The 17677-nt window shown below is 55.1% G+C and carries 14 protein-coding genes and 1 rRNA gene; 10 read left to right on the plus strand and 5 right to left on the minus strand.

The window, feature by feature from the left end; all coding sequences use genetic code 11:
• From rrf to LQZ21_RS12065, 8 genes are all read left to right on the plus strand, one after another.
• A 5S ribosomal RNA gene (gene rrf / locus LQZ21_RS12030) occupies positions 1 to 84 on the plus strand; the annotation flags it as partial.
• Positions 85 to 217: 133 nt separating this feature from the next.
• Entirely contained in the window at positions 218 to 688 is a 471-nt protein-coding gene (locus LQZ21_RS12035; RefSeq protein ID WP_411044707.1) for a chemotaxis protein CheW, read from the plus strand.
• Between the two features lie 63 nt (positions 689 to 751).
• Complete coding sequence (locus tag LQZ21_RS12040) at positions 752 to 1786, plus strand: DegT/DnrJ/EryC1/StrS family aminotransferase (protein ID WP_411044708.1); 1035 nt, start codon at positions 752 to 754, stop codon at positions 1784 to 1786.
• Positions 1787 to 1803: 17 nt separating this feature from the next.
• A complete protein-coding gene (locus tag LQZ21_RS12045) occupies positions 1804 to 2658 on the plus strand; it encodes an NAD(+)/NADH kinase (RefSeq protein WP_411044710.1) in 855 nt (284 codons plus the stop codon).
• Positions 2651 to 4420 carry a DNA repair protein RecN gene (gene recN / locus LQZ21_RS12050; RefSeq protein ID WP_411044712.1) on the plus strand — a complete coding sequence of 590 codons (1770 nt, stop codon included), beginning with the start codon at positions 2651 to 2653 and terminating at the stop codon, positions 4418 to 4420. Before LQZ21_RS12045 ends, recN begins: the two co-directional genes overlap by 8 nt.
• Before the next feature lie 55 nt (positions 4421 to 4475).
• Positions 4476 to 5309: a hypothetical protein gene (locus tag LQZ21_RS12055; RefSeq protein ID WP_411044714.1), complete on the plus strand. Its 834-nt coding sequence runs from the start codon at positions 4476 to 4478 to the stop codon at positions 5307 to 5309.
• Entirely contained in the window at positions 5290 to 7089 is a 1800-nt protein-coding gene (locus LQZ21_RS12060; RefSeq protein WP_411044716.1) for an ABC transporter ATP-binding protein, read from the plus strand. Before LQZ21_RS12055 ends, LQZ21_RS12060 begins: the two co-directional genes overlap by 20 nt.
• Complete coding sequence (locus LQZ21_RS12065; RefSeq protein ID WP_411044717.1) at positions 7082 to 9238, plus strand: ABC transporter ATP-binding protein; 2157 nt, start codon at positions 7082 to 7084, stop codon at positions 9236 to 9238. Before LQZ21_RS12060 ends, LQZ21_RS12065 begins: the two co-directional genes overlap by 8 nt.
• A 97-nt stretch (positions 9239 to 9335) precedes the next feature.
• Here LQZ21_RS12065 and LQZ21_RS12070 read toward each other — a convergent pair whose 3' ends face one another.
• The 4 genes from LQZ21_RS12070 to LQZ21_RS12085 form a co-directional block, all read right to left on the minus strand.
• Positions 9336 to 9509 carry a type II toxin-antitoxin system RelE/ParE family toxin gene (locus LQZ21_RS12070; protein ID WP_411044718.1) on the minus strand — a complete coding sequence of 58 codons (174 nt, stop codon included), beginning with the start codon at positions 9507 to 9509 and terminating at the stop codon, positions 9336 to 9338.
• Positions 9506 to 9799: a type II toxin-antitoxin system RelB/DinJ family antitoxin gene (locus tag LQZ21_RS12075; RefSeq protein ID WP_411044720.1), complete on the minus strand. Its 294-nt coding sequence runs from the start codon at positions 9797 to 9799 to the stop codon at positions 9506 to 9508. Before LQZ21_RS12075 ends, LQZ21_RS12070 begins: the two co-directional genes overlap by 4 nt.
• Before the next feature lie 274 nt (positions 9800 to 10073).
• Positions 10074 to 11330, minus strand: a complete 1257-nt coding sequence (locus tag LQZ21_RS12080; protein ID WP_411044722.1) for an aminotransferase class III-fold pyridoxal phosphate-dependent enzyme — start codon at positions 11328 to 11330, stop codon at positions 10074 to 10076.
• 86 nt (positions 11331 to 11416) lie between these two features.
• On the minus strand, positions 11417 to 12181 hold the full coding sequence (locus LQZ21_RS12085; protein ID WP_411044724.1) for a hypothetical protein: 765 nt from the start codon (positions 12179 to 12181) through the stop codon (positions 11417 to 11419).
• Positions 12182 to 12875: 694 nt separating this feature from the next.
• Here LQZ21_RS12085 and LQZ21_RS12090 point away from each other — a divergent pair.
• Positions 12876 to 15461, plus strand: coding sequence for a hypothetical protein (locus LQZ21_RS12090; protein WP_411044725.1), 2586 nt, complete (start codon positions 12876 to 12878; stop codon positions 15459 to 15461).
• Positions 15462 to 15838: 377 nt separating this feature from the next.
• Here LQZ21_RS12090 and LQZ21_RS12095 read toward each other — a convergent pair whose 3' ends face one another.
• On the minus strand, positions 15839 to 17140 hold the full coding sequence (locus LQZ21_RS12095; protein WP_411044727.1) for a DNA recombination protein RmuC: 1302 nt from the start codon (positions 17138 to 17140) through the stop codon (positions 15839 to 15841).
• 88 nt (positions 17141 to 17228) lie between these two features.
• Here LQZ21_RS12095 and LQZ21_RS12100 point away from each other — a divergent pair, with 88 nt between their 5' ends.
• Entirely contained in the window at positions 17229 to 17672 is a 444-nt protein-coding gene (locus LQZ21_RS12100) for a hypothetical protein (protein ID WP_411044729.1), read from the plus strand.
• Positions 17673 to 17677: the final 5 nt, after the last annotated feature.

Below are 17677 nucleotides of genomic sequence, written 5' to 3' on the forward strand. Positions count from 1 at the left end.
TCCCATTCCGAACACGGAAGTCAAGCCCTCTTACGCCGATGATACTGCCCTTCGAAAGGGTGGGAAAGTAGGTCATTGCCAGGCTTTTTTTATTTGCTTTTATCCCTTGAAGAAAACGCCATTAAATAGTACATTTATCTATGGTTCTGTTTGTGAAGGGATCAAGGTATGTTCCGGGTGAATACCTGAGGGAAAATGGGGTTAAAAGGGAGTTGCTATGGCGGATCAAAAACAATTAGTTACTTTCCAGCTTGGTGAGGAATTGTATGGGATTAATATAATGGATGTCAAGGAAATAGTCCGGGTCCAGGGAATCAGGGCAATCCCCAATGCCCCGGTCTATGTCGAGGGAATTTTTAATCTGCGCAGCGAAATAATCCCCATTATTAATTTGCATAAGCGATTCCATTTAAAGAAGATCCTGAATTCAGAGGAAGACGAGCTTCTTTCGGGGTTTATTATCCTGGATATTGACGGTATGAAGCTGGGGGTTATTATCGACCGGGTTTCCCGGGTGGTAACCATTGAAAAAGAGGATGTTCAACCCCCGCCGCAGATGTTGACCGGCATTGGGGCGGAATATATCCAGGGGGTGGTCCGTCAGGAAAAGGGATACCTGATTATTTTGGATATCCGGGACCTCTTTAACCCCAAAGAATTGCAGAAAATATCGGAACTGAGAAGATAAACCGAGCGGCGCATCGAGGTAAAGTCAGAAGAAACGCCGGATTGCCGGAATTTGAGGTATTGCATGAAGATTGATGTCTATTCTCCGACTATCAGGCGAAAGGAGATGGATGCGGTTCTTACCGCCTTGGTGGAGGATAAAGTAGGCCCGGGGGATCAGTCCCGGCTGCTGACCGTCGGGGCCCGGGACTATCTTCAATATGATTATAGTTTAGCCCTCCGGAGCCCCGCCATAGCCCTGCGCCTGGCCCTGGAATCTCTGGGCCTTGCGGATGGGCAGGGGGTGGTGATATCCGCCCTGTCCCCCCGGTATTATGTCCAGGTTATTGAAAGCCTGCGGCTCATCCCCGTGTATTGCGATGTCCTCCCCTCAACCTGTAACATGGGGCCGGAAACCATTGAGGCGGCCCTGGCGGGAAAGCCCCCGGAGCTTGAGATCCGCTGTATGGTGGTACATCATGTGTTGGGGTTTATCCCGGATATGCCCGCCATCACCGCCCTAGGGATCCCGGTAATTGAGGATTGTTCCCGCAGTTACGGCGGCCTTTTGGGAGAGGCAAAGGCCGGATCCTTTGGGGTGTTGACCATTTTGGGGCTGGAGGAACGGGATATGCTCACCGCCGGCGGGGGGGCGCTTTTATATGCGGTAAGCCGCCGGGATGCGGCGGTATTGCGGAACCTGGACCCCCTGCCCGAATTTTGCCTTCCCGATATGAATGCCGCCATGGCGGTGGTACAATTCCGGGAGGCGGCAAAAAACCTGCAAAAACGGAAGGAAATCGCCCGGGCCTACACCCAGTCGGCCTTACAGACCCGGCATAAGCGGTTCAGTGAAACCGAAGAAACAGAATATAACCACTACGCCTTTCCCCTGATCCTTGAGACCGGGGCTAAGGATGTTAAGGCCTATGCCAAACGGAAGGAGATTGTCGTGGAAAGCGCCTTTGAGGATACCGTGGTGGGCAGCGGCCGTATCCCCCCGGCCCAGTGCCCGGAGAGTTATTCCCTGTCCCTGCGGACCGTTCTGTTCCCCCTGTATCCAAGACTTGGGGCATCGGAAATCGAAAAGGTGGTAAAACTCATCGTATCCCTCCCCTAATATGGAGCAAAATTGGAATGCCGGAAATAAAACGGGCGTTGTTGATCGTCAATCTCCACAAAATAAATGCTCCAATTTTGGCGGAAGAAATCACCGGGGAACTGCGCCGGAGAAACATGGAGGTTGCCTCCCTGGTCTATGAGGGCGCCTCCGAAGCTAACCAGCAGGTTCAGGGTGATATCTGTTTTAGCCTTGGGGGGGACGGTACCGTGCTCTATGCCGCCCGGACCATGGCCCCCCAGGGCATCCCCATCCTTCCCATCAACCTGGGGTCCCTGGGCTTTATTGCCGCGGTTCATCCCGATGAATGGGCACAGGTTTTTGACCGGTGGATCCGCTCGGATGCCCCCATTTCCCGGAGGTTCATGCTGGAAATAACCGTGGAACGCCGGGGGCGGATCGTGGCCAGTTCCGCCTGCCTGAACGATGCGGTCATTTCCGCGTCGGGGATTGCCAAACTCATCCGGCTGCAGGTGGCGTCGGAGGATCGCATCCGCATAGGGCATTTCCGGTCCGACGGCCTCATCGTCGCCACCCCCACGGGGTCCACCGCCTATTCGGTGGCCGCCGGCGGGCCCATCCTGGACCCCGAAATAGAGGCGGTCATCATCAACCCCATCTGCCCCTTCACCCTTTCCAACCGTCCCATGGTGGTCCCCGCCCACGAAACTATCACCGTGGAGGTTGAGGAGGAACAGCGGAGCGGCGTGTTGTTGACCGTGGATGGCCAGATCACCGAGCCGCTGGAGCCAAAGGACCGGATCTTTATCCGGAAAGCCCCCTACCAGGCCCTGCTCATCGCATCGGACCGGGAGGTTTTTTATAAGGTCCTCCGTTCTAAATTGAATTGGTCCGGAGGCCCCGATGCTTGAGGAACTTTCCGTGCGGAACTATGCCCTCATCGAAAACCTCACCCTCTCCTTCGAGGACGGGCTTAACATCCTTACCGGCGAAACCGGCGCGGGTAAGTCCATCATCGTGGGTTCCTTGAGTTTTTTATTGGGGGCCAAGGCGGATCCGGAGGTGATCCGTACCGGCAGTGACGAGGCCGCGGTATCCGCGGTACTATCCGTGGATGAGAAAAATCAGGACCTCCTTACCTGGCTCAAGGAGCGGGAAATTGAAACCGAAGACGGCAAGCTGATCGTCCGCCGGAATATAAAATCTTCGGGCCGGGGTTCCATATATATTCAGAACGTGCCCCTGACCCGGACGGATCTGACGGAGTCCATGGCCTATCTTTTCGACCTCCACGGGCAGCATGCCCACGAATCCCTCTTACGGAAGGAAACCCACCGCCGCTATCTGGACCGGTTCGCGGGGCTTGAGGAGGAAGCGGCGGAGTTCAACTGGGCTTTTCTTGCACTGGCGGATAGTAAAAAGGCCATGGAGGCCTCCCTCCGCGACGAACGGGACCGGGAGGCGCAGATCGAAATTCTGCAGTACGCGGTGGATGAGATAAACCGCGCCGCGCCCAAAAAGGGTGAAGGCCGGGAGCTGGAGGCCGAAGCGGCACGGCTCGCGGATTTTGAAAAGCTTGCCGGTCAGGTAAACGGGGCCGCCGCCGCCCTTTTTGACGGGGATGCGTCGGTGCTGGCCTTGGCCCGGCGATCCCGTTCCGCCCTGGAAGGGGCCGCGGCCATTGACGGGGAACTTGCGGCGATCCATAAACGCCTGGAAGATCTCTATTACGAGGCGGAGGATCTGTCGGAAGAACTCCGTTCCTACCGGAACGGGCTGCGCTACGATCCGGAACGGCTGGAAGAGGTGGAAGAACGCCTCGCCCAGCTCTACCGGCTCAAAAAGAAGTATGGTTCCCCTGTTGCTCCGGGGGGCGCCGGGGATGAGGAGGCCCTGCTCCGTTACCGGGAGGAGGCGGAAAAGGAAATTGAGACCCTTTGCCGGGCCGAAGAAAACCGGGAGAAGCTCAAGGCTGAAATTAGCGCCCGGGAACGGGATATCGCCCTTAGGGCGGCGTCCTTAAGCGGCAAGCGCAAGGCCGGGGCCCTGAAACTGGGGGAAAAGATAACCGGGATCCTCACGAGCTTGGGTATGCCCCAGGCCCGGTTTTCCGCGGCCATACTCCCCAAGGGCCTTGGCCCCGGGCAAGGCCCCGGCCTTGGCTCCGGACAAGGCCCCGGGCAGGGGCAGGGAAGCCTGACCTGCGGCCCCTGGGGGGCGGAGGACGTGGAATTCCTCATTTCCGCCAATACCGGGGAGCCCCTCAAAGAGCTTTCCCGGATAGCTTCGGGGGGGGAGCTTTCCCGGGTGATGTTGGCGATTAAAACCGTCCTGGCCGATGCGGATACCATCGAGACCCTGGTTTTTGATGAGATTGACGCGGGCATCGGCGGGGAGGTCGCCCTTTCGGTGGGGGAATATCTGGTTAAAATAGGAAAACTAAAACAGATCTTTTGCATTACCCACCTTGCCAGTATTGCGGTTCGTGCCGATAATCATTTAAGGGTGGAAAAAAGGAGCGAAGCGGGAAGGACCATCACGACCGTATCGGTATTAAACAGCCGGGAGCGGCGGGAGGAAATTGCCCGGATGCTGGCCGGGGACGCCGCCGCCCATGCCGCCCTGGCTCATGCGGATGAGTTGTTGGCCAAATACGGCCGGTCCTTTCCTTGAGCCGGTTTCAAAACTGAAGTTTTGGAACCGCCCAGGTACTATAGCGGAGTAAGTTATGGCGAAAATTTCCAATGCGGAACGCTATTTTTATATAAAGAGAATCACGGCGTATCGGGAAGCCATTGAAGCCATCCTGGAGCGGGAAAAAACGATTTTAACGGAGATTCAAGGGGATCCGGAAAATGCCGCTGTTAAGCGGCTTGCCCTGGTGGATGAGATGCTCGACCTCGCTTCCCATTATATCATCGTGAGTACGATTTCCCAATCGATGTTGAAGACCAAAAACGAGGAAGCCTTGAATGACGGCAGAAAAGCCCTGTACAAGGGAATTATCTATCTGGAAGAAACCGTCAGTAACCTGGTGGATGCCCCCTTCTCGGAATACGAGGATAAGCTGGCCGGGATTGAATCCATGGATGCGGCCCGGCGTTATCTTCTGATCCGAAAGCTGGGGCTTGGTATCGATCTGCTGGAAAATGCCTATGGGGACAATACCAAGTGGCGGTGGTCCTTTGTGGATCTGGAGGGCCGTTATGCCGCGGTGGCAAAAAATATTCTGGATTTGAGAAAGGTGGTGGTTAATACGGATCCCCGGTCCCCCTTTTATGAACCCACGATCTATCATCTGCGGCTGGTCAAACAGCTCCTGGGTCAGGCGGCGGCTCGGTACCGGCAAATGTATGAGCTTTCCACCCACCGTATTGATGATTTTAGAATGGGGATTCACTTCCTGGACGCCCTGCGGCGTATACATGCGCTCCTGGGGGAGCGGGAGGAAGCGGAGCAGATAAAGAAAAAATCTGACATTTGGTCCGCCAAGCTGGAGGCTGATTTAAAAAAAAGAAGCGATCCCCTGCTGAAGAGACAAGATGCGAAAGTGGTCTCTTAAGGAATTTAAAACCCTTTTCCCCTACCTTAAACAGTACCGGCTGCGTTATTTTTGGGGCTTTGTATGCCTGGTGATAACCGACGCCGCCCAAATGGTGATCCCCCAGTTTATCCGGGCCGCGGTGGATCTGATCTCTTCGGGGCATTTTAACTGGTATGTTATATTGGCCCTGGGGGGAGGGATGGTGGCGGTCATGGCCGTATTGTCCGGGGGCCGTTTTTTGTGGCGTTATTTTATCCACGGTTCTTCCCGCCGCATCGAGGCGGAACTCCGGGAGCGGCTCTTTTCCCACCTTATGACCTTGTCCTATGATTTTTACCAAAAGAATAAAATCGGGGATCTGATGGCCCGGGCCACCAATGATCTCAACGCGGTACGGCAGGCCATTAGTATGGGGCTGGTGGCCTTTGTGGATGGGACCATGATGGCCATGGCGATCCTGGTGATTGTTTTTGTCCAGGACGCCGTAACCGCCCTTCCCGCGGTTATTCCCCTCCCCTTTATTACCGCCTTGATCCTCCTTTTTGGGAATGCGGTGGGAAAACGTTTTCAGCGGGCGCAGGAAACCTATTCCAATATGAGCGATACGGCCCAGGAAACCTTTGCCGGTATCCGGGTGATAAAATCCTTTGTCAAGGAATGGTGGTTTATAAAAAAATTCGCCGATACCAACGATGATTACCGGGAAGCCAATATGGCGCTGGTCAAGATCTTCGGCATTTTTTTCCCCCTGATCTCCTTCCTCTCGGGACTTACCACCCTGATCGTCCTCCTGGTGGGGGGAAGGCGGGTCGTGGAGGGGATCATGAGCCCCGGGGACCTGGTGGCCCTTTTCACCTACCTGCAGATGTTGATATGGCCCCTGATTGGGGCGGGTTTTATGGTGAATATGATCCAGCGGGGGGCGGTGAGTTTAGGCCGGGTAAATGAGGTTTTGCGAACCATCCCCACCATCAGATCCCCGGAAACCCCCGGAATGGCATCCTCCGGGGAAAAGGCGGTGGAACTGCGGCATTTGAGTTTTTCCTATATCGATGGGGTCACGGTGTTGGATGATCTCAGCCTGACCATCCCCCGGGGAACCGTGGTCGGGATCCTCGGCAGGACCGGTTCGGGAAAGTCTACCCTCATCAAAACCCTGACCCGGATGGTGGACCCCCCGGCGGGGAGCGTGTTTGTTTACGGCCTGGATGTACGGGACTGGGACCTGAATGAACTCAGGAGCCTTTTTGGGGTAACCCCCCAGGACAGTTACCTCTTTTCCGATTCTATTAAACACAATATCCGTTACGGTTTGGAGAAGCGTCCCGCCGGTCCGGGGGATGCGGGGGCGCTGCTTGAAAAGGCGGCGGCCCTTTCCGCCATAGACCGGGATCTGGAAGCCTTTCATCAGGGCTGGGATACGGTCATCGGGGAACGGGGGCTTACCTTGTCGGGGGGGCAGAAACAGCGGGTGGCCATTTCCCGGGCGGTCATCGGGACCCCGGAAATTCTTATCCTGGATGACTCCCTCTCGGCGGTGGACGCTGAAACCGAAAAACGGGTCCTGACGGGGCTGCTGGAGGAACGCCGGGGCTTGACCACCCTCATCGTGTCCCACCGGGTTTCGGCCCTGGGCTACGCCGATCAGGTGCTGGTCCTGGAAAAGGGCCGGATCTCCGAATACGGCAGCCCCCGGGAACTGGCGCTCCGGGGCGGTTTTTACGCCCGGATGGCGGCCCTGCAGCAGCTTGCCGCCGGGGGGCGGCCGGCGGAAGGGGAGGGTGAAAACAATGGCTGAGTATTTTGATGTTGAGGAAGTGGTCAAGGGTTATGACCGCGGCATTGTCGGCCGGATCCTTTCCTATGTAAAACCCTACCGGACCCTGGCGATCATCACCACCCTTGCCCTGGTCATCTCTACCCTGGGGGAACTTCTGATCCCGGTCCTGGAACAGCGGCTCATTGACGGCGCCATCCTGGCCCGTTTTTTCGCGATCTCCGCCGACGCGGTGTCCCGGGAAGGGAACAATTTGGACGAGGAGACCCGGAACGGCTTGGACCGGCTCCTCTCGGCCCCCCGGGCCCTCAGGGCCGGCGGTTTTATCCTTATCCCCCAGGATCAGAATACCCGGATTTCCGGCCGCCTTGACGAAGTCCTCAAGAGCCGGGGGATCCTTCTGGATGACCAATGGTACGGTTTTTCTCTTGCCCCCGGCGATCCCGCCCGGCAAATTATCGAAGCCCACCGGGAACTTTTTGCCGCGGAGGGGGACACCGCGGCTATCCGGACCGGGGACCTCTATTCCCTTTCGATTTCAGAGATTCAAGCGATCCGGGGCCGGGACCTTTCGGTTATCTTTCGGGTAGTGGTGTTTTTGTTTTTGATCCTGGTGCTGGTTTTTATCTTTACCTTTATCCAAACCTGGACCACCAGCCTGATCGGCCAGCGGGTTATGAAGGATATGCGCCTGGAACTGTTCAGAAAGACCGCCTCCCAATCCACGGATTTTCTTTCCCGGCACCCGGTGGGCCGTATCGTAACCCGGCTTACCGGAGATGTGGAAACCATCAATGAATTTTTCACCTCGGTGCTGGTGGCCTTTATCAAGGACCTTTCCATTATGGCCGGGGCCCTGGTTACCCTCTTTTTTCTTTCCCCCAAATTAGCCGCGGTGGTGCTTTTAACCATGTCTCCGGTGGCGGTGATCACCGCCATAAGCCGTGTCCGGGCCCGGGACGCCTTTCGGCGGCAGCGGATCGCTTCTTCCCGGGTGAACGCCTACCTTTCGGAACGCCTTTCCGGGGTCCAGGTGGTGCAGCTTTTTTTGGGGGGGCGGAAAAGCCGTGAGGAATTCGGCGAACGGAACCAGGAGTACCTCCGGGCGAATTTGGAAGAAATGTATGTGTTTGCCATTTTCAGGCCCCTGATCGATTTTCTTGCCACCCTAACCACGGCCACGGTTGTAGTGGTGGGGGCCTCCATGGTACTCTCCCTCTCCCTTTCCCTGGGGGTGCTCATCGCCTTTATCAACCTGGTGGGGATGTTCTATTCCCCGGTGATGGATATCGCGGAAAAATATACCCTCCTCCAGTCCGCCATGGCCGGGGGGGAACGGGTGTTCAAACTTTTGGATACCCAGGAGGCGATCCCCGATGCGGGGAAGAGATCCGTGGAGGGAATGGTCCGGGGGCATATTGAATTTGAAAATGTCTGTTTTTCCTATAAAAAAGGGGAGGAGATCCTGCGGGGCCTTACCTTTACCGTGCATCCCGGTGAGATGGCCGCCATTGTGGGGTATACCGGGGCGGGAAAGACCACCATCACCAATGTGCTGGCCCGGCTTTGGGACATCGATTCCGGCGAAATCCGGCTGGACGGCATACCTATCAAGGACATTCCCCTGCAGGAACTGCGGCGGTCGGTCCTGCCGGTCCTGCAGGAGGTGTTTTTGTTTTCCGGTACCGTGGCGGAGAACATCAGCCTGGGGCTGCCCCTTTCGGAAGGGGAGATCGAGGAGGCGGCCCGGGCGGTTCATGCCCATGAGTTTATTTCCCGGCTGCCCCAGGGCTACCAGACCAAACTTTCCGAAGGGGCCGCCAATATTTCCTCCGGTCAGCGGCAGCTTATCAGTTTTGCCCGGGTCATCGCCCATAACCCGGCCATTGTGGTCCTGGACGAAGCAACCAGCTCCATTGATACCGAAACGGAACACCTGATCCAGCTGGGGATCCAACGGGTGCTGGCGGGACGAACCTCCCTGGTCATCGCCCACCGGCTTTCCACCATCCGGCATGCGGACCGGATCCTGGTACTTTCCGGCGGGGTCCTGGTGGAGGAGGGAAAACACCAGGATCTTATCGAGCGAAACGGCCTCTACGCGGGACTATACCGGCTTCAATACACCGGCGAAAAGGAAGAAAGAGAATTCGACCACCAAGGCGCATAAGGCGAAGAAGAAAGAAAATGGTTATTGAGGAGCAGGAAAAAAGGTATTGGATTGTGCCTATGAAGTTCATTTTGAGGATGGAATACGGCAGGTGGTCTTAAATGACTAATTTACCTTTTTCGCCTTCTGCGCCTTTGTGGTGATTTCTTACTATTTGTGGGTCAAGTTTAGCCTTCAGGGCGGGGAGAGTCATTCTGTTTATCGTTTTTTTGTCATGGTTTTGCCAAGAAAGATACTGTGCCCATCCGCTTTCGGAAAAAGCGATGGTCATTTTTCCATCCCCGGCAACTCTTCCATTTTTTTTATTACGACTTTTCCATCTTCCAGCTCTTTAATCGATGCCTGCAGGTGCCGTAAATTCTTTTCGCTGTAGAAGGGATCATCTTCTTCCCCGGAGGGTATAGTATAGCCGGCACGGATAAGCGGCGCGGGGATACTGATTTCAAAGGGAATTTTCCGCTGCCGTACCGATTGGCGTACAAAAATGGTAATGGCTGTGGACATATTCATCCCCAGTTCGTTAAAAAGTTCTTCGGCCTGCTTTTTCAATTCCGAATTCATACGGATAGTAACATTTTGGGTCATACGCTTTACCTTGTACTTACAATATACTTTATTTGCAAGACAAAAACAAGCAGGAACAGTAATCTCCGTTTAAAATAACCACGAACCACTCGAACAGACACGAACGGATTCAAAAAAACCGAAGGACCTGTCCTAAAAGTTTGTGATGATCGTGAGGTTTGTGATGTTCGTGGTTGTTTTTCCTGTCTTTTGTTGAAACTGAGAATTACTGAAGCAGGAACCGGTGGGGAATTTCCGCCATGACCTTCAATTATAACACCGAAAAGGCTTCGTCGGCCACATCCAGGGTGGTTTGGATGTCCTCGTCGCTGAGGGAGTAGTTGAGGAAGTGGTTGTGGTGGTTGGTTAGGTATATGCCCCGCTTTACCATTTCGGCGATCCAGCGCTGGTGGAGCATCAGGGCCGGGGTTTTGCCGTCCAAACCGATGTCGGCCAGGCGCAGGTAAAAGAGGGCGGGCATACCCGAGACGTGCAGGGTATAGCCGTGTTTTTTGGCCGCCCCGATGAGCCCCTGGGTAAGGCGGGTTCCCTTTTCGTGGAGGACCTGGGGGAGCTTGAGGTTTTTCATCTTTTCGATACAGGCTATACCCGCGGCAAAGGGGACGGCGGAGAGCCAATAGCTCCCGGTAAAGGTGAGGCCGCTGACGGTATTGCGGAGAAATTCCTGACCGCAGAGGGCGCTTACATTGTAGCCGTTGGCCAGGGCCTTGCAGAAACAGATCAGGTCCGCCTGGAAGCCGAAAAAGTGGTCGCTCCCGGCCAGGTCCAGCCGGAAGCCCGCCCGGACATCGTCCAGGATAAGGATCGTCTCCGTATCGGTACAGAGTTTGCGGACCTTTTGCCAAAAACCTTCGCCGGGCAATTCGTTGTCCGCGAAGTTACCGTGGAGGTAGGGCTGGGAGATAAGCGCCGCGATTTCCCCTTTGTTTTCCTCGAACACTTCGGCGAGTTTTTCGTAGTCGTTCCAGGGTACATAGAGGTTGTTGGCCACATCCTCCTCCAGGACCCCCGGATAATCGATCTTTTGGGTCCAGGGGGTCACCCCGTGGTAATAACCCTTAAAAAAGACGATCTTTTTTCGGCGGGTGTGGGCCCGGGCGGTCATGATCGCCAGGGTGGTGGAATCCCCCCCGTTTTTCATAAAAAACGCCCAATCCGCGGAGGCTACCGTATCGGTGAGGAGTTCCGCAAAATCGATCATTTTGGAGGAAGGGGTGGTGATGCAGTCCCCCTTTTCCCGCTGTTTTGCCGCGGCCCGGTCCACATCCGCATCGTTATACCCCAACACGTTAGGTCCGTAGGCGCACATATAGTCGATAAAGCGGTTGCCGTCCACGTCCCAAAAATAAGTCCCCTGGGCCCGTTCCGAAAAAAAGGGGAAGGCCGTGACCGGCACAAAACAGCCCTCCGCCGGGCCCTGGTGGCCGTAGATCCCCGAAGGGATCACCCGCAGCGCCCGCTTAAATTCCTCGGCGCTTTTGGTATAGGTATAAACCGGAAAACTCATAGCTACTCCCCCAGGCCCTCTGTAACGATCAGAATTCGGAACCTGCTCAAAGGTTGGCTTCGGGCACGGCTCTTTGCAGGGGCCCCCTAAGTTAAATAAAAGGCCGCCCGGTCCAGCAGACGGTTCACATTGTCCAGCATCCCCAAATTGCCCTGCATGGAGATAAGGCCCTGCCCCACACAGGCCAGGGCGTTTACCTTGCCGTCGAAAAGCTGCCGCGCCAGGGATAAACTTTCAAACTCCATAAGGGCATGGTAGTTTTCGGGAATCGTCCGGGAAGCGGTCAACCCATGGTCTTTGACCTGGATGGCGGCTTTGGGCCCCCCGGCGATGGATAATACTATCGTTCCATCGGCGATATTGGAAGCGGTGAACCGGCCGATGGAATCGTGGTTGCCGATCTGGGAAAGGGTCCGGGCGATTACAAAAAACATAATCACCGTACTGGCGTTAAAAAAGCCGGGATCAGAGATGTCCGCCGGGGGCCGCAGATACTGTTCCAGGATTTTGGTCAGTTTGGTAAAGGTTTGGGTAAGAAATCTGAGTTTGGTAAAACCTTTACTGGGGATGGGGGTCACCGTGCCGTCGATAAGGCCGTTAAATTTTTCACAACCCGAGAAGGGCAGCCTGATATCGCAGGGCCCCTTCCCTATCCGGGCGGCGCAGCCCTGTTCCGTAAACGAGAGGGTCATGGCCGGCCCGTTTTTTACGGTAAAACCCACGGTCAGGGGTTTACCTCCGGGAAGGACGGAGATAAGTTCCTTTGCCTCCGGGGAAAGGGCGCAGAGGTCCTCCATTCCCCCTAAAATACCGTACAGGTTGATATAAGCGAGGGTTACGGGATCTTTCATGAACTTGTTCCGCCTCCTCTGATAGATCAAATTAGTAGAGAAGCCGGGATCTGTCAAGGGGCGTATCCAAAATTGGATAGCATCAAAGAGATTTAACCACGAACCGACACGAACCCGCACGAACGAAGAGAAGAGAAAGAGAAGAGAATTCGACCACGAAGGCGCAGAAGGCGAGGAAGGAAGGAGAAGAGTTTAAGAGAGGAGGGAGGAGAGAGGAAGAATTGGTGCCAGGCAGCGTTTTGGGGGTAAAATTAAGATGCGCAAGAAACAGTAAAATATAGTAATATATGTTAATATATAGTGTTATGTATCATTAAAACGCATAAAAACGCAAATCGAAATTTTTTGGAAAAACTGGAACAGTGATTTTTTTGCATTTTTTTTAAATTTTTTTCAAAAAAACAAGATTTTTTGACCAGAGTGTGATATAATTATTAGTATCCTTTTATAACAAAAAGGATGTCCGGCGGCCTCCCGGTTGCCGGTGTTTTTGGGTCTCTAATAAAGAGGGACCCCGGGGCAGTTCTATTCTTGGCGGAACTGCACTGCCTCCGGGGTTGCAATTACGCAAGGTGATTATAGCCTTCCAAGGCAAATATTACAATGCGTAAGTCCTCTTTATAACCCCCGGCGTTTAACCGTGCCGGGGCACTCAGGATCTGATCCTGGGCGCATATTTTTTAAGGAGGACTCTATGACGAAAAAGAGTCTGTTTTTAGGAGCCGCAGCCCTAGCGCTGCTGGTTTTATTTGCGTTTATTGGATGCTCGAACCCTTCATCGGGGGACAGCGCTCCCGTGTCCCAGGCCGGGGCGTTCGGCGCCATTCCGGATGGCGCGGTCTATACGGATGATCTTGTTGAGCTTGAAGGATTGCTGAACGATTTCCGTGCCGATACCAACCAGGTGAGCGACATTGTTTTCACTCAGAATGCAGCCGCGCTTATCAGGGATATAACCATCCCCACCGGAAAGACCGTTTATTTAACCAACGCTACGAACAGTGGCGTTGCCTTGGGTACGCTTGTTTCAAACATCATCGTAGAGGAAGGGGGCCGGCTCGTACTGTTGGCGGATTTAATAACGGACGGAGCGACCAAAAGACTGCTGGTCAAGGGCCAGCTGGATATCTATGAGGCGCTTACCACGACCGCCCTGGACGTAGCGGATTACTTCTTTGAGGCCAGCGGAACCATCGATGCAAAGGGTACGGTTATCGGAACAGGCCATGTCGTGGTCCATACCGGCGCAACCCTGATTATTACCGATGACGATATAGCTCCCGAGCCCTCTCCTGACCGGTTTACCCCGGCCCAGGCCTGGGCCGCCGCGGGACAGGGCAGTCTGGTAATAGTTGGGGCCCTTGATACTAACTATAAGGTGACGGATGTGATTGCCGGGGTTTATCCATCACGGGATCGTTTCTATGTCGTCGAGACCAATGGCGGGGGCGTATTACCCAGCGTCATTCCCGCAGGGGCAATCATAACCGCCAACGGCGTGATAGAGGATGCTGAAGGCCACAACCTTACGGTAAACGGTTCTCTTACGGCAGAGAACCTGGCCTCGACCTTTGAGGATATCGTAACCCTGACCGTAAACGGCACCCTTATCGCGAACTCCGCAACCTTTGAGAATGTCGAAAAACTGACCGTCTCCAGTGCGAACACCGATAACCTTGCCAGCCGTGCGTCCACGCCAACGGATTCGGATGTCTGGATCAGGAGCTATCTTGGTGCGGACAGCGCAACCTTGGAAAAAGCGGCGGACATCACCATCGGAGACAACGGTGAGTTTGAGTCAGAGAGTACGGCCATTGTCCTTCCCGAGGGGGCGAAAATCAGGCTGGGGAGGAGCGCGGTCTTTACCTCGGCGGGTCTTAACACCAACAGCTTTGATAATCTTACCAGCCTGTTCATCGGTCCCGCCGCGGCGGTTACTATCCGTTCCCCTGCGGTTACCTTTAAATCGCTGGAAACCCTTACCCTGCAGGACAGCGCGCAACTTGACGCGGACGCGGGTGCCGCGGTAAGCTTCCTGGTCGATACCGCCACTCCCCCTGCGAGAAAGACCATAATTACCCTGGGCAAAAACGTATTGTACCAGGTGGGAGTCTCCCCCACGGCAAAAGTGGACGTGGCCATAAAGAATGACTCCAGCCTCATCGCCGGGAGTGTGGTTGCGGTCAATCCGGGGAGTACCTTTACCCTGGATCCGGGAGTGACCCTTACCGTACCAACCGGCGCGGCAGTTGACTTTAGCGCGGTAACCACCGGCAGTACCGCCGGGCCCGCCACTCCGGCGGATGCGCCCATTAAGATAAACGGCACTATCGAAGTTACGGGAAGCGGCAGCATTATAGGCCCGAGCCCTGTCGGCCTTACCAATGCCACGGATGTTTACAAGTTTACTGCCTTTGAAGACGGTGGTAAGGTACTGTTGAATTACGGTACCTCATTCACCACCGGGGCTACGAAGCTTGTGGGAGCAGATGGTACCGGCTCCGCCTACGAATGGGTCAGCGGTGGTACTTCCGACGGCGCGCAAATTGAAATAAACGGGGAGGGGCTAGTCATCCGGGACACCGATGGCAACGGCGCGGAGGTAACCATTGGCGCTCCCAACGCCTATATCTTAAAAGAGCAAACCCTGACCCTGGAAGCGGGTGTGGAACTCCTGGTTGACAGCGCCGCGAATCGGCTTTGGCTTGCCGGTGATGCCGCTACCAGCGGCGGCGCCACGCTTAAAGGCCCCGGCAAGCTGATCGCGGGTACTACCGAGATCAGCGGCGGTTCCCGGGGCTGGCAGGTGTTTGGCGGGGATACCATTGGCATCTCTTATACCGGCGCTACGGCAGCGACTATCGCAAACTCGGGCACCGGGGCCACGACATTCACTGCCCTGGGCGCGGGGGCTACCATTACCCAAGCGGCCAGCGGTACGCTGACTATTGGGCCGAATACCACGATTGAACTGGGCGGATCCTCCAGCACCGCGTGGGGCGTCATTGTACTAAAGGATTCCGGCGGCGCACTTGAATTTAATGCTGCCACCAGCAAACTGCTGCTGGGCGCGGGGAGCGGCGGTGCGGCTGCCTCGGGGTTAACGACGTTAAAAATCGGCGGCAAAGATGTTACCAACACCAGCTTGGTAGCAGCTGACTACCAGCAGGCGGACGGCGTCCTCGTTCAGATAGGCGGTACAACCGCAGGTTCCATAGCTGCCAACGCCGGCGATATTACCATTGCCAGTAACGCGGCATTTGTCGGTACTACTCCATAACCCATTGTACCGGCGTTTTTAATCCCGCGCCGCGCCCCGTGGGGGCCGGCGTTGGGGTTTAACCCTTCATCCGGGTAACTCGTGGACCAACAGGCCCGCGGGTTACCCGGTTATCTATCATCAAAGGCGGTTCCAAAACTTCGGTTTTGAAACCGCCTCCCTATAATGTACGTTTTTGTTCGTGAAGTTCCTGTTGGTTCGTAGTTAATTTTAATTTCTTAATTCCCTTCCTTCCTTCCTTCCTTAATTCCTTATTCGCCTTTGTGGTGATTTCTTCTTCTTTGTTCGTGGTGTTCGTGCGGTTCGTGGTTATTTTCTTAATCTTCGTGATGATTTCTTCTTCTTTGTTCGTGGTGTTCGTGCGGTTCGTGGTTAATTTAATCTTCCGGCTCCCCCAGCAGGGCCTGGGCCTTGGAATCGGGCAGGGTTTGGACCTCCCGCAGCTTCCGCTCAATGGAGCGGGACCGGGTTCCGGCCCGTTCGATTTCTTTGCTGGCCTGGTCGAGTTTTTCCTTGGTCTTGTCCAGGACCTCCCCGAATTTACCGAATTCCGTCCGTACCGCCCCCAGCAGTTCCCATATTTCGCTGGTCCGTTTCTCCACCGCCAGGCTGCGGAACCCCATCTGCAGGCTGGAGAGAAAGGCCGAAAGGGTGGTGGGCCCGGTGATGGTGATCTTGGACTCCCGCTGGAGGGATTCAAATAAGTTGGGGATCCGCAGAACCTCCGCATAGAGGCCCTCGAAGGGCAAAAACATGATGGCAAAATCCGTGGTATTGGGGGGATCCACGTACTTGGTCTTAATATCCCGGGCAAAAAGCCGGATCTTCCGCTCCAGCTCTTTTTGATACCGGGCTATATCATCAATGTTCCCGGTTTCGTAGGCCTCCTGGAGCCGTTCGTAATCTTCCGAAGGGAATTTGGCGTCCAGGGGCAGCCATAAATTCTTCTCCGAATTCTCCTTGCTGGGGATCTTCACCGCGTATTCCACCATATCGTTGCTGCCCGCTTTGGTTTTTACATTTTGGGCGTATTGGTTGGGGGAGAGGAGCTGCTCCAGGATCGCTCCCAACTGATATTCCCCCAGCACCCCCTTGGTTTTAACATTGGACAACACCTTTTTCAGGTCCCCCACCCCGGTGGCCAGGTTCTGCATCTCCCCCAGGCCCTTCTGTACCAGTTCCAGCCGCTCGCTGACCAGCTTGAAGGATTCGCCCAACCGGGTTTCCAGGGTTTTGTGGAGTTTTTCATCCACCGTTTCCCGCATCTTTTCCAATTTGGCGCTGTTGTCGTTCTGGATGTCCAGAAGCTTCTTTTCCACGGCCCCCCGCATCTTCTCCAGGGCATTGGACAACTCCTCCCGGTTTATCCGGGCCGAATTGTTCACCGATTCCAGGATGGCCCGGAGTTTCCCTTCCAAAAGGGAGGAAAAATTGATGAAAACCGTGTTGAGTTCTTCCCGGGAATCCTTGGCGGACTGGCGTATCTCCTCCCGGTTTCTGCTGAATTCATCCCGGAGGGATACTTCATTTTTATCAAGCCGTTTTTCGTATTCTAAAAACTTTTGGGCGGCCTGTTCCTGCTCCAGGGAACTGTTTTTTTTGATTAAAATAATCAATAGCAAGATCAATTCCAGGGCAATTCCAATCAAAATCAGCCAGAGGGCATAGGTTTCCTGCATATTTTCTCCTTGGGACGGTTTCAACTAAAGCCGGTTTACTCCAGGGAGACGGCTTGAAAAGGTCCGCTTCCTTGAGTAAAGTTAGATTATGTCGGATTTTCGGTGTTTTATAAAGGTCCTCCTGATACTGCTGTTTTTGGGGGGGACGGAGCTTTGGGCCCAATCCGAGGATCCCGCCTCCCTGGTCGGCCTTACCCTGACGGAGGCCCTGTCCCGGTTTGGCGTTCCCCTGGCGGTGTACCCGGTCCGGGGCCGGGAGGAATGGCAGGATGATGTGGTTTTTGAGTATGGAGACCGGGACCTCTACATCTACCGGGACCGGGTCTGGCAGTTGGGGCTTAAGACTGCCTATGGCATAACCCTGGGGGATTCCCGGCGGCTGGCGCTCCTGGTGCTGGGGGAACGGGCCCAGAACTTTTCCGGCTATATCCTGGCTTCCCTTTCGGGAGGGTCCTGGCCCCTCATATTCCGGGTTAATCTGGATCCCCAAGACAATGTCTCGGGGTTGTTTATTTACCGATCCGACTTCTAGCGGAG

Origin of the sequence: Treponema sp. TIM-1, assembly GCF_046533115.1 — a bacterium.
Lineage (GTDB): Bacteria > Spirochaetota > Spirochaetia > Treponematales > Breznakiellaceae > JAIRMO01.

Coding starts and splice junctions, on each gene's coding strand:
- LQZ21_RS12040 (WP_411044708.1), top strand. CDS start 752: ATGAAGATTGATGTCTATTCTCCGACTATCAGGCGAAAGGAGATGGAT.
- LQZ21_RS12065 (WP_411044717.1), top strand. CDS start 7,082: ATGGCTGAGTATTTTGATGTTGAGGAAGTGGTCAAGGGTTATGACCGC.
- LQZ21_RS12080 (WP_411044722.1), bottom strand. CDS start 11,330: ATGAGTTTTCCGGTTTATACCTATACCAAAAGCGCCGAGGAATTTAAG.
- LQZ21_RS12055 (WP_411044714.1), top strand. CDS start 4,476: ATGGCGAAAATTTCCAATGCGGAACGCTATTTTTATATAAAGAGAATC.
- LQZ21_RS12085 (WP_411044724.1), bottom strand. CDS start 12,181: ATGAAAGATCCCGTAACCCTCGCTTATATCAACCTGTACGGTATTTTA.
- LQZ21_RS12095 (WP_411044727.1), bottom strand. CDS start 17,140: ATGCAGGAAACCTATGCCCTCTGGCTGATTTTGATTGGAATTGCCCTG.
- LQZ21_RS12045 (WP_411044710.1), top strand. CDS start 1,804: ATGCCGGAAATAAAACGGGCGTTGTTGATCGTCAATCTCCACAAAATA.
- recN (WP_411044712.1), top strand. CDS start 2,651: ATGCTTGAGGAACTTTCCGTGCGGAACTATGCCCTCATCGAAAACCTC.
- LQZ21_RS12090 (WP_411044725.1), top strand. CDS start 12,876: ATGACGAAAAAGAGTCTGTTTTTAGGAGCCGCAGCCCTAGCGCTGCTG.
- LQZ21_RS12060 (WP_411044716.1), top strand. CDS start 5,290: ATGCGAAAGTGGTCTCTTAAGGAATTTAAAACCCTTTTCCCCTACCTT.
- LQZ21_RS12035 (WP_411044707.1), top strand. CDS start 218: ATGGCGGATCAAAAACAATTAGTTACTTTCCAGCTTGGTGAGGAATTG.
- LQZ21_RS12070 (WP_411044718.1), bottom strand. CDS start 9,509: ATGACCATCGCTTTTTCCGAAAGCGGATGGGCACAGTATCTTTCTTGG.
- LQZ21_RS12075 (WP_411044720.1), bottom strand. CDS start 9,799: ATGAATTCGGAATTGAAAAAGCAGGCCGAAGAACTTTTTAACGAACTG.
- LQZ21_RS12100 (WP_411044729.1), top strand. CDS start 17,229: ATGTCGGATTTTCGGTGTTTTATAAAGGTCCTCCTGATACTGCTGTTT.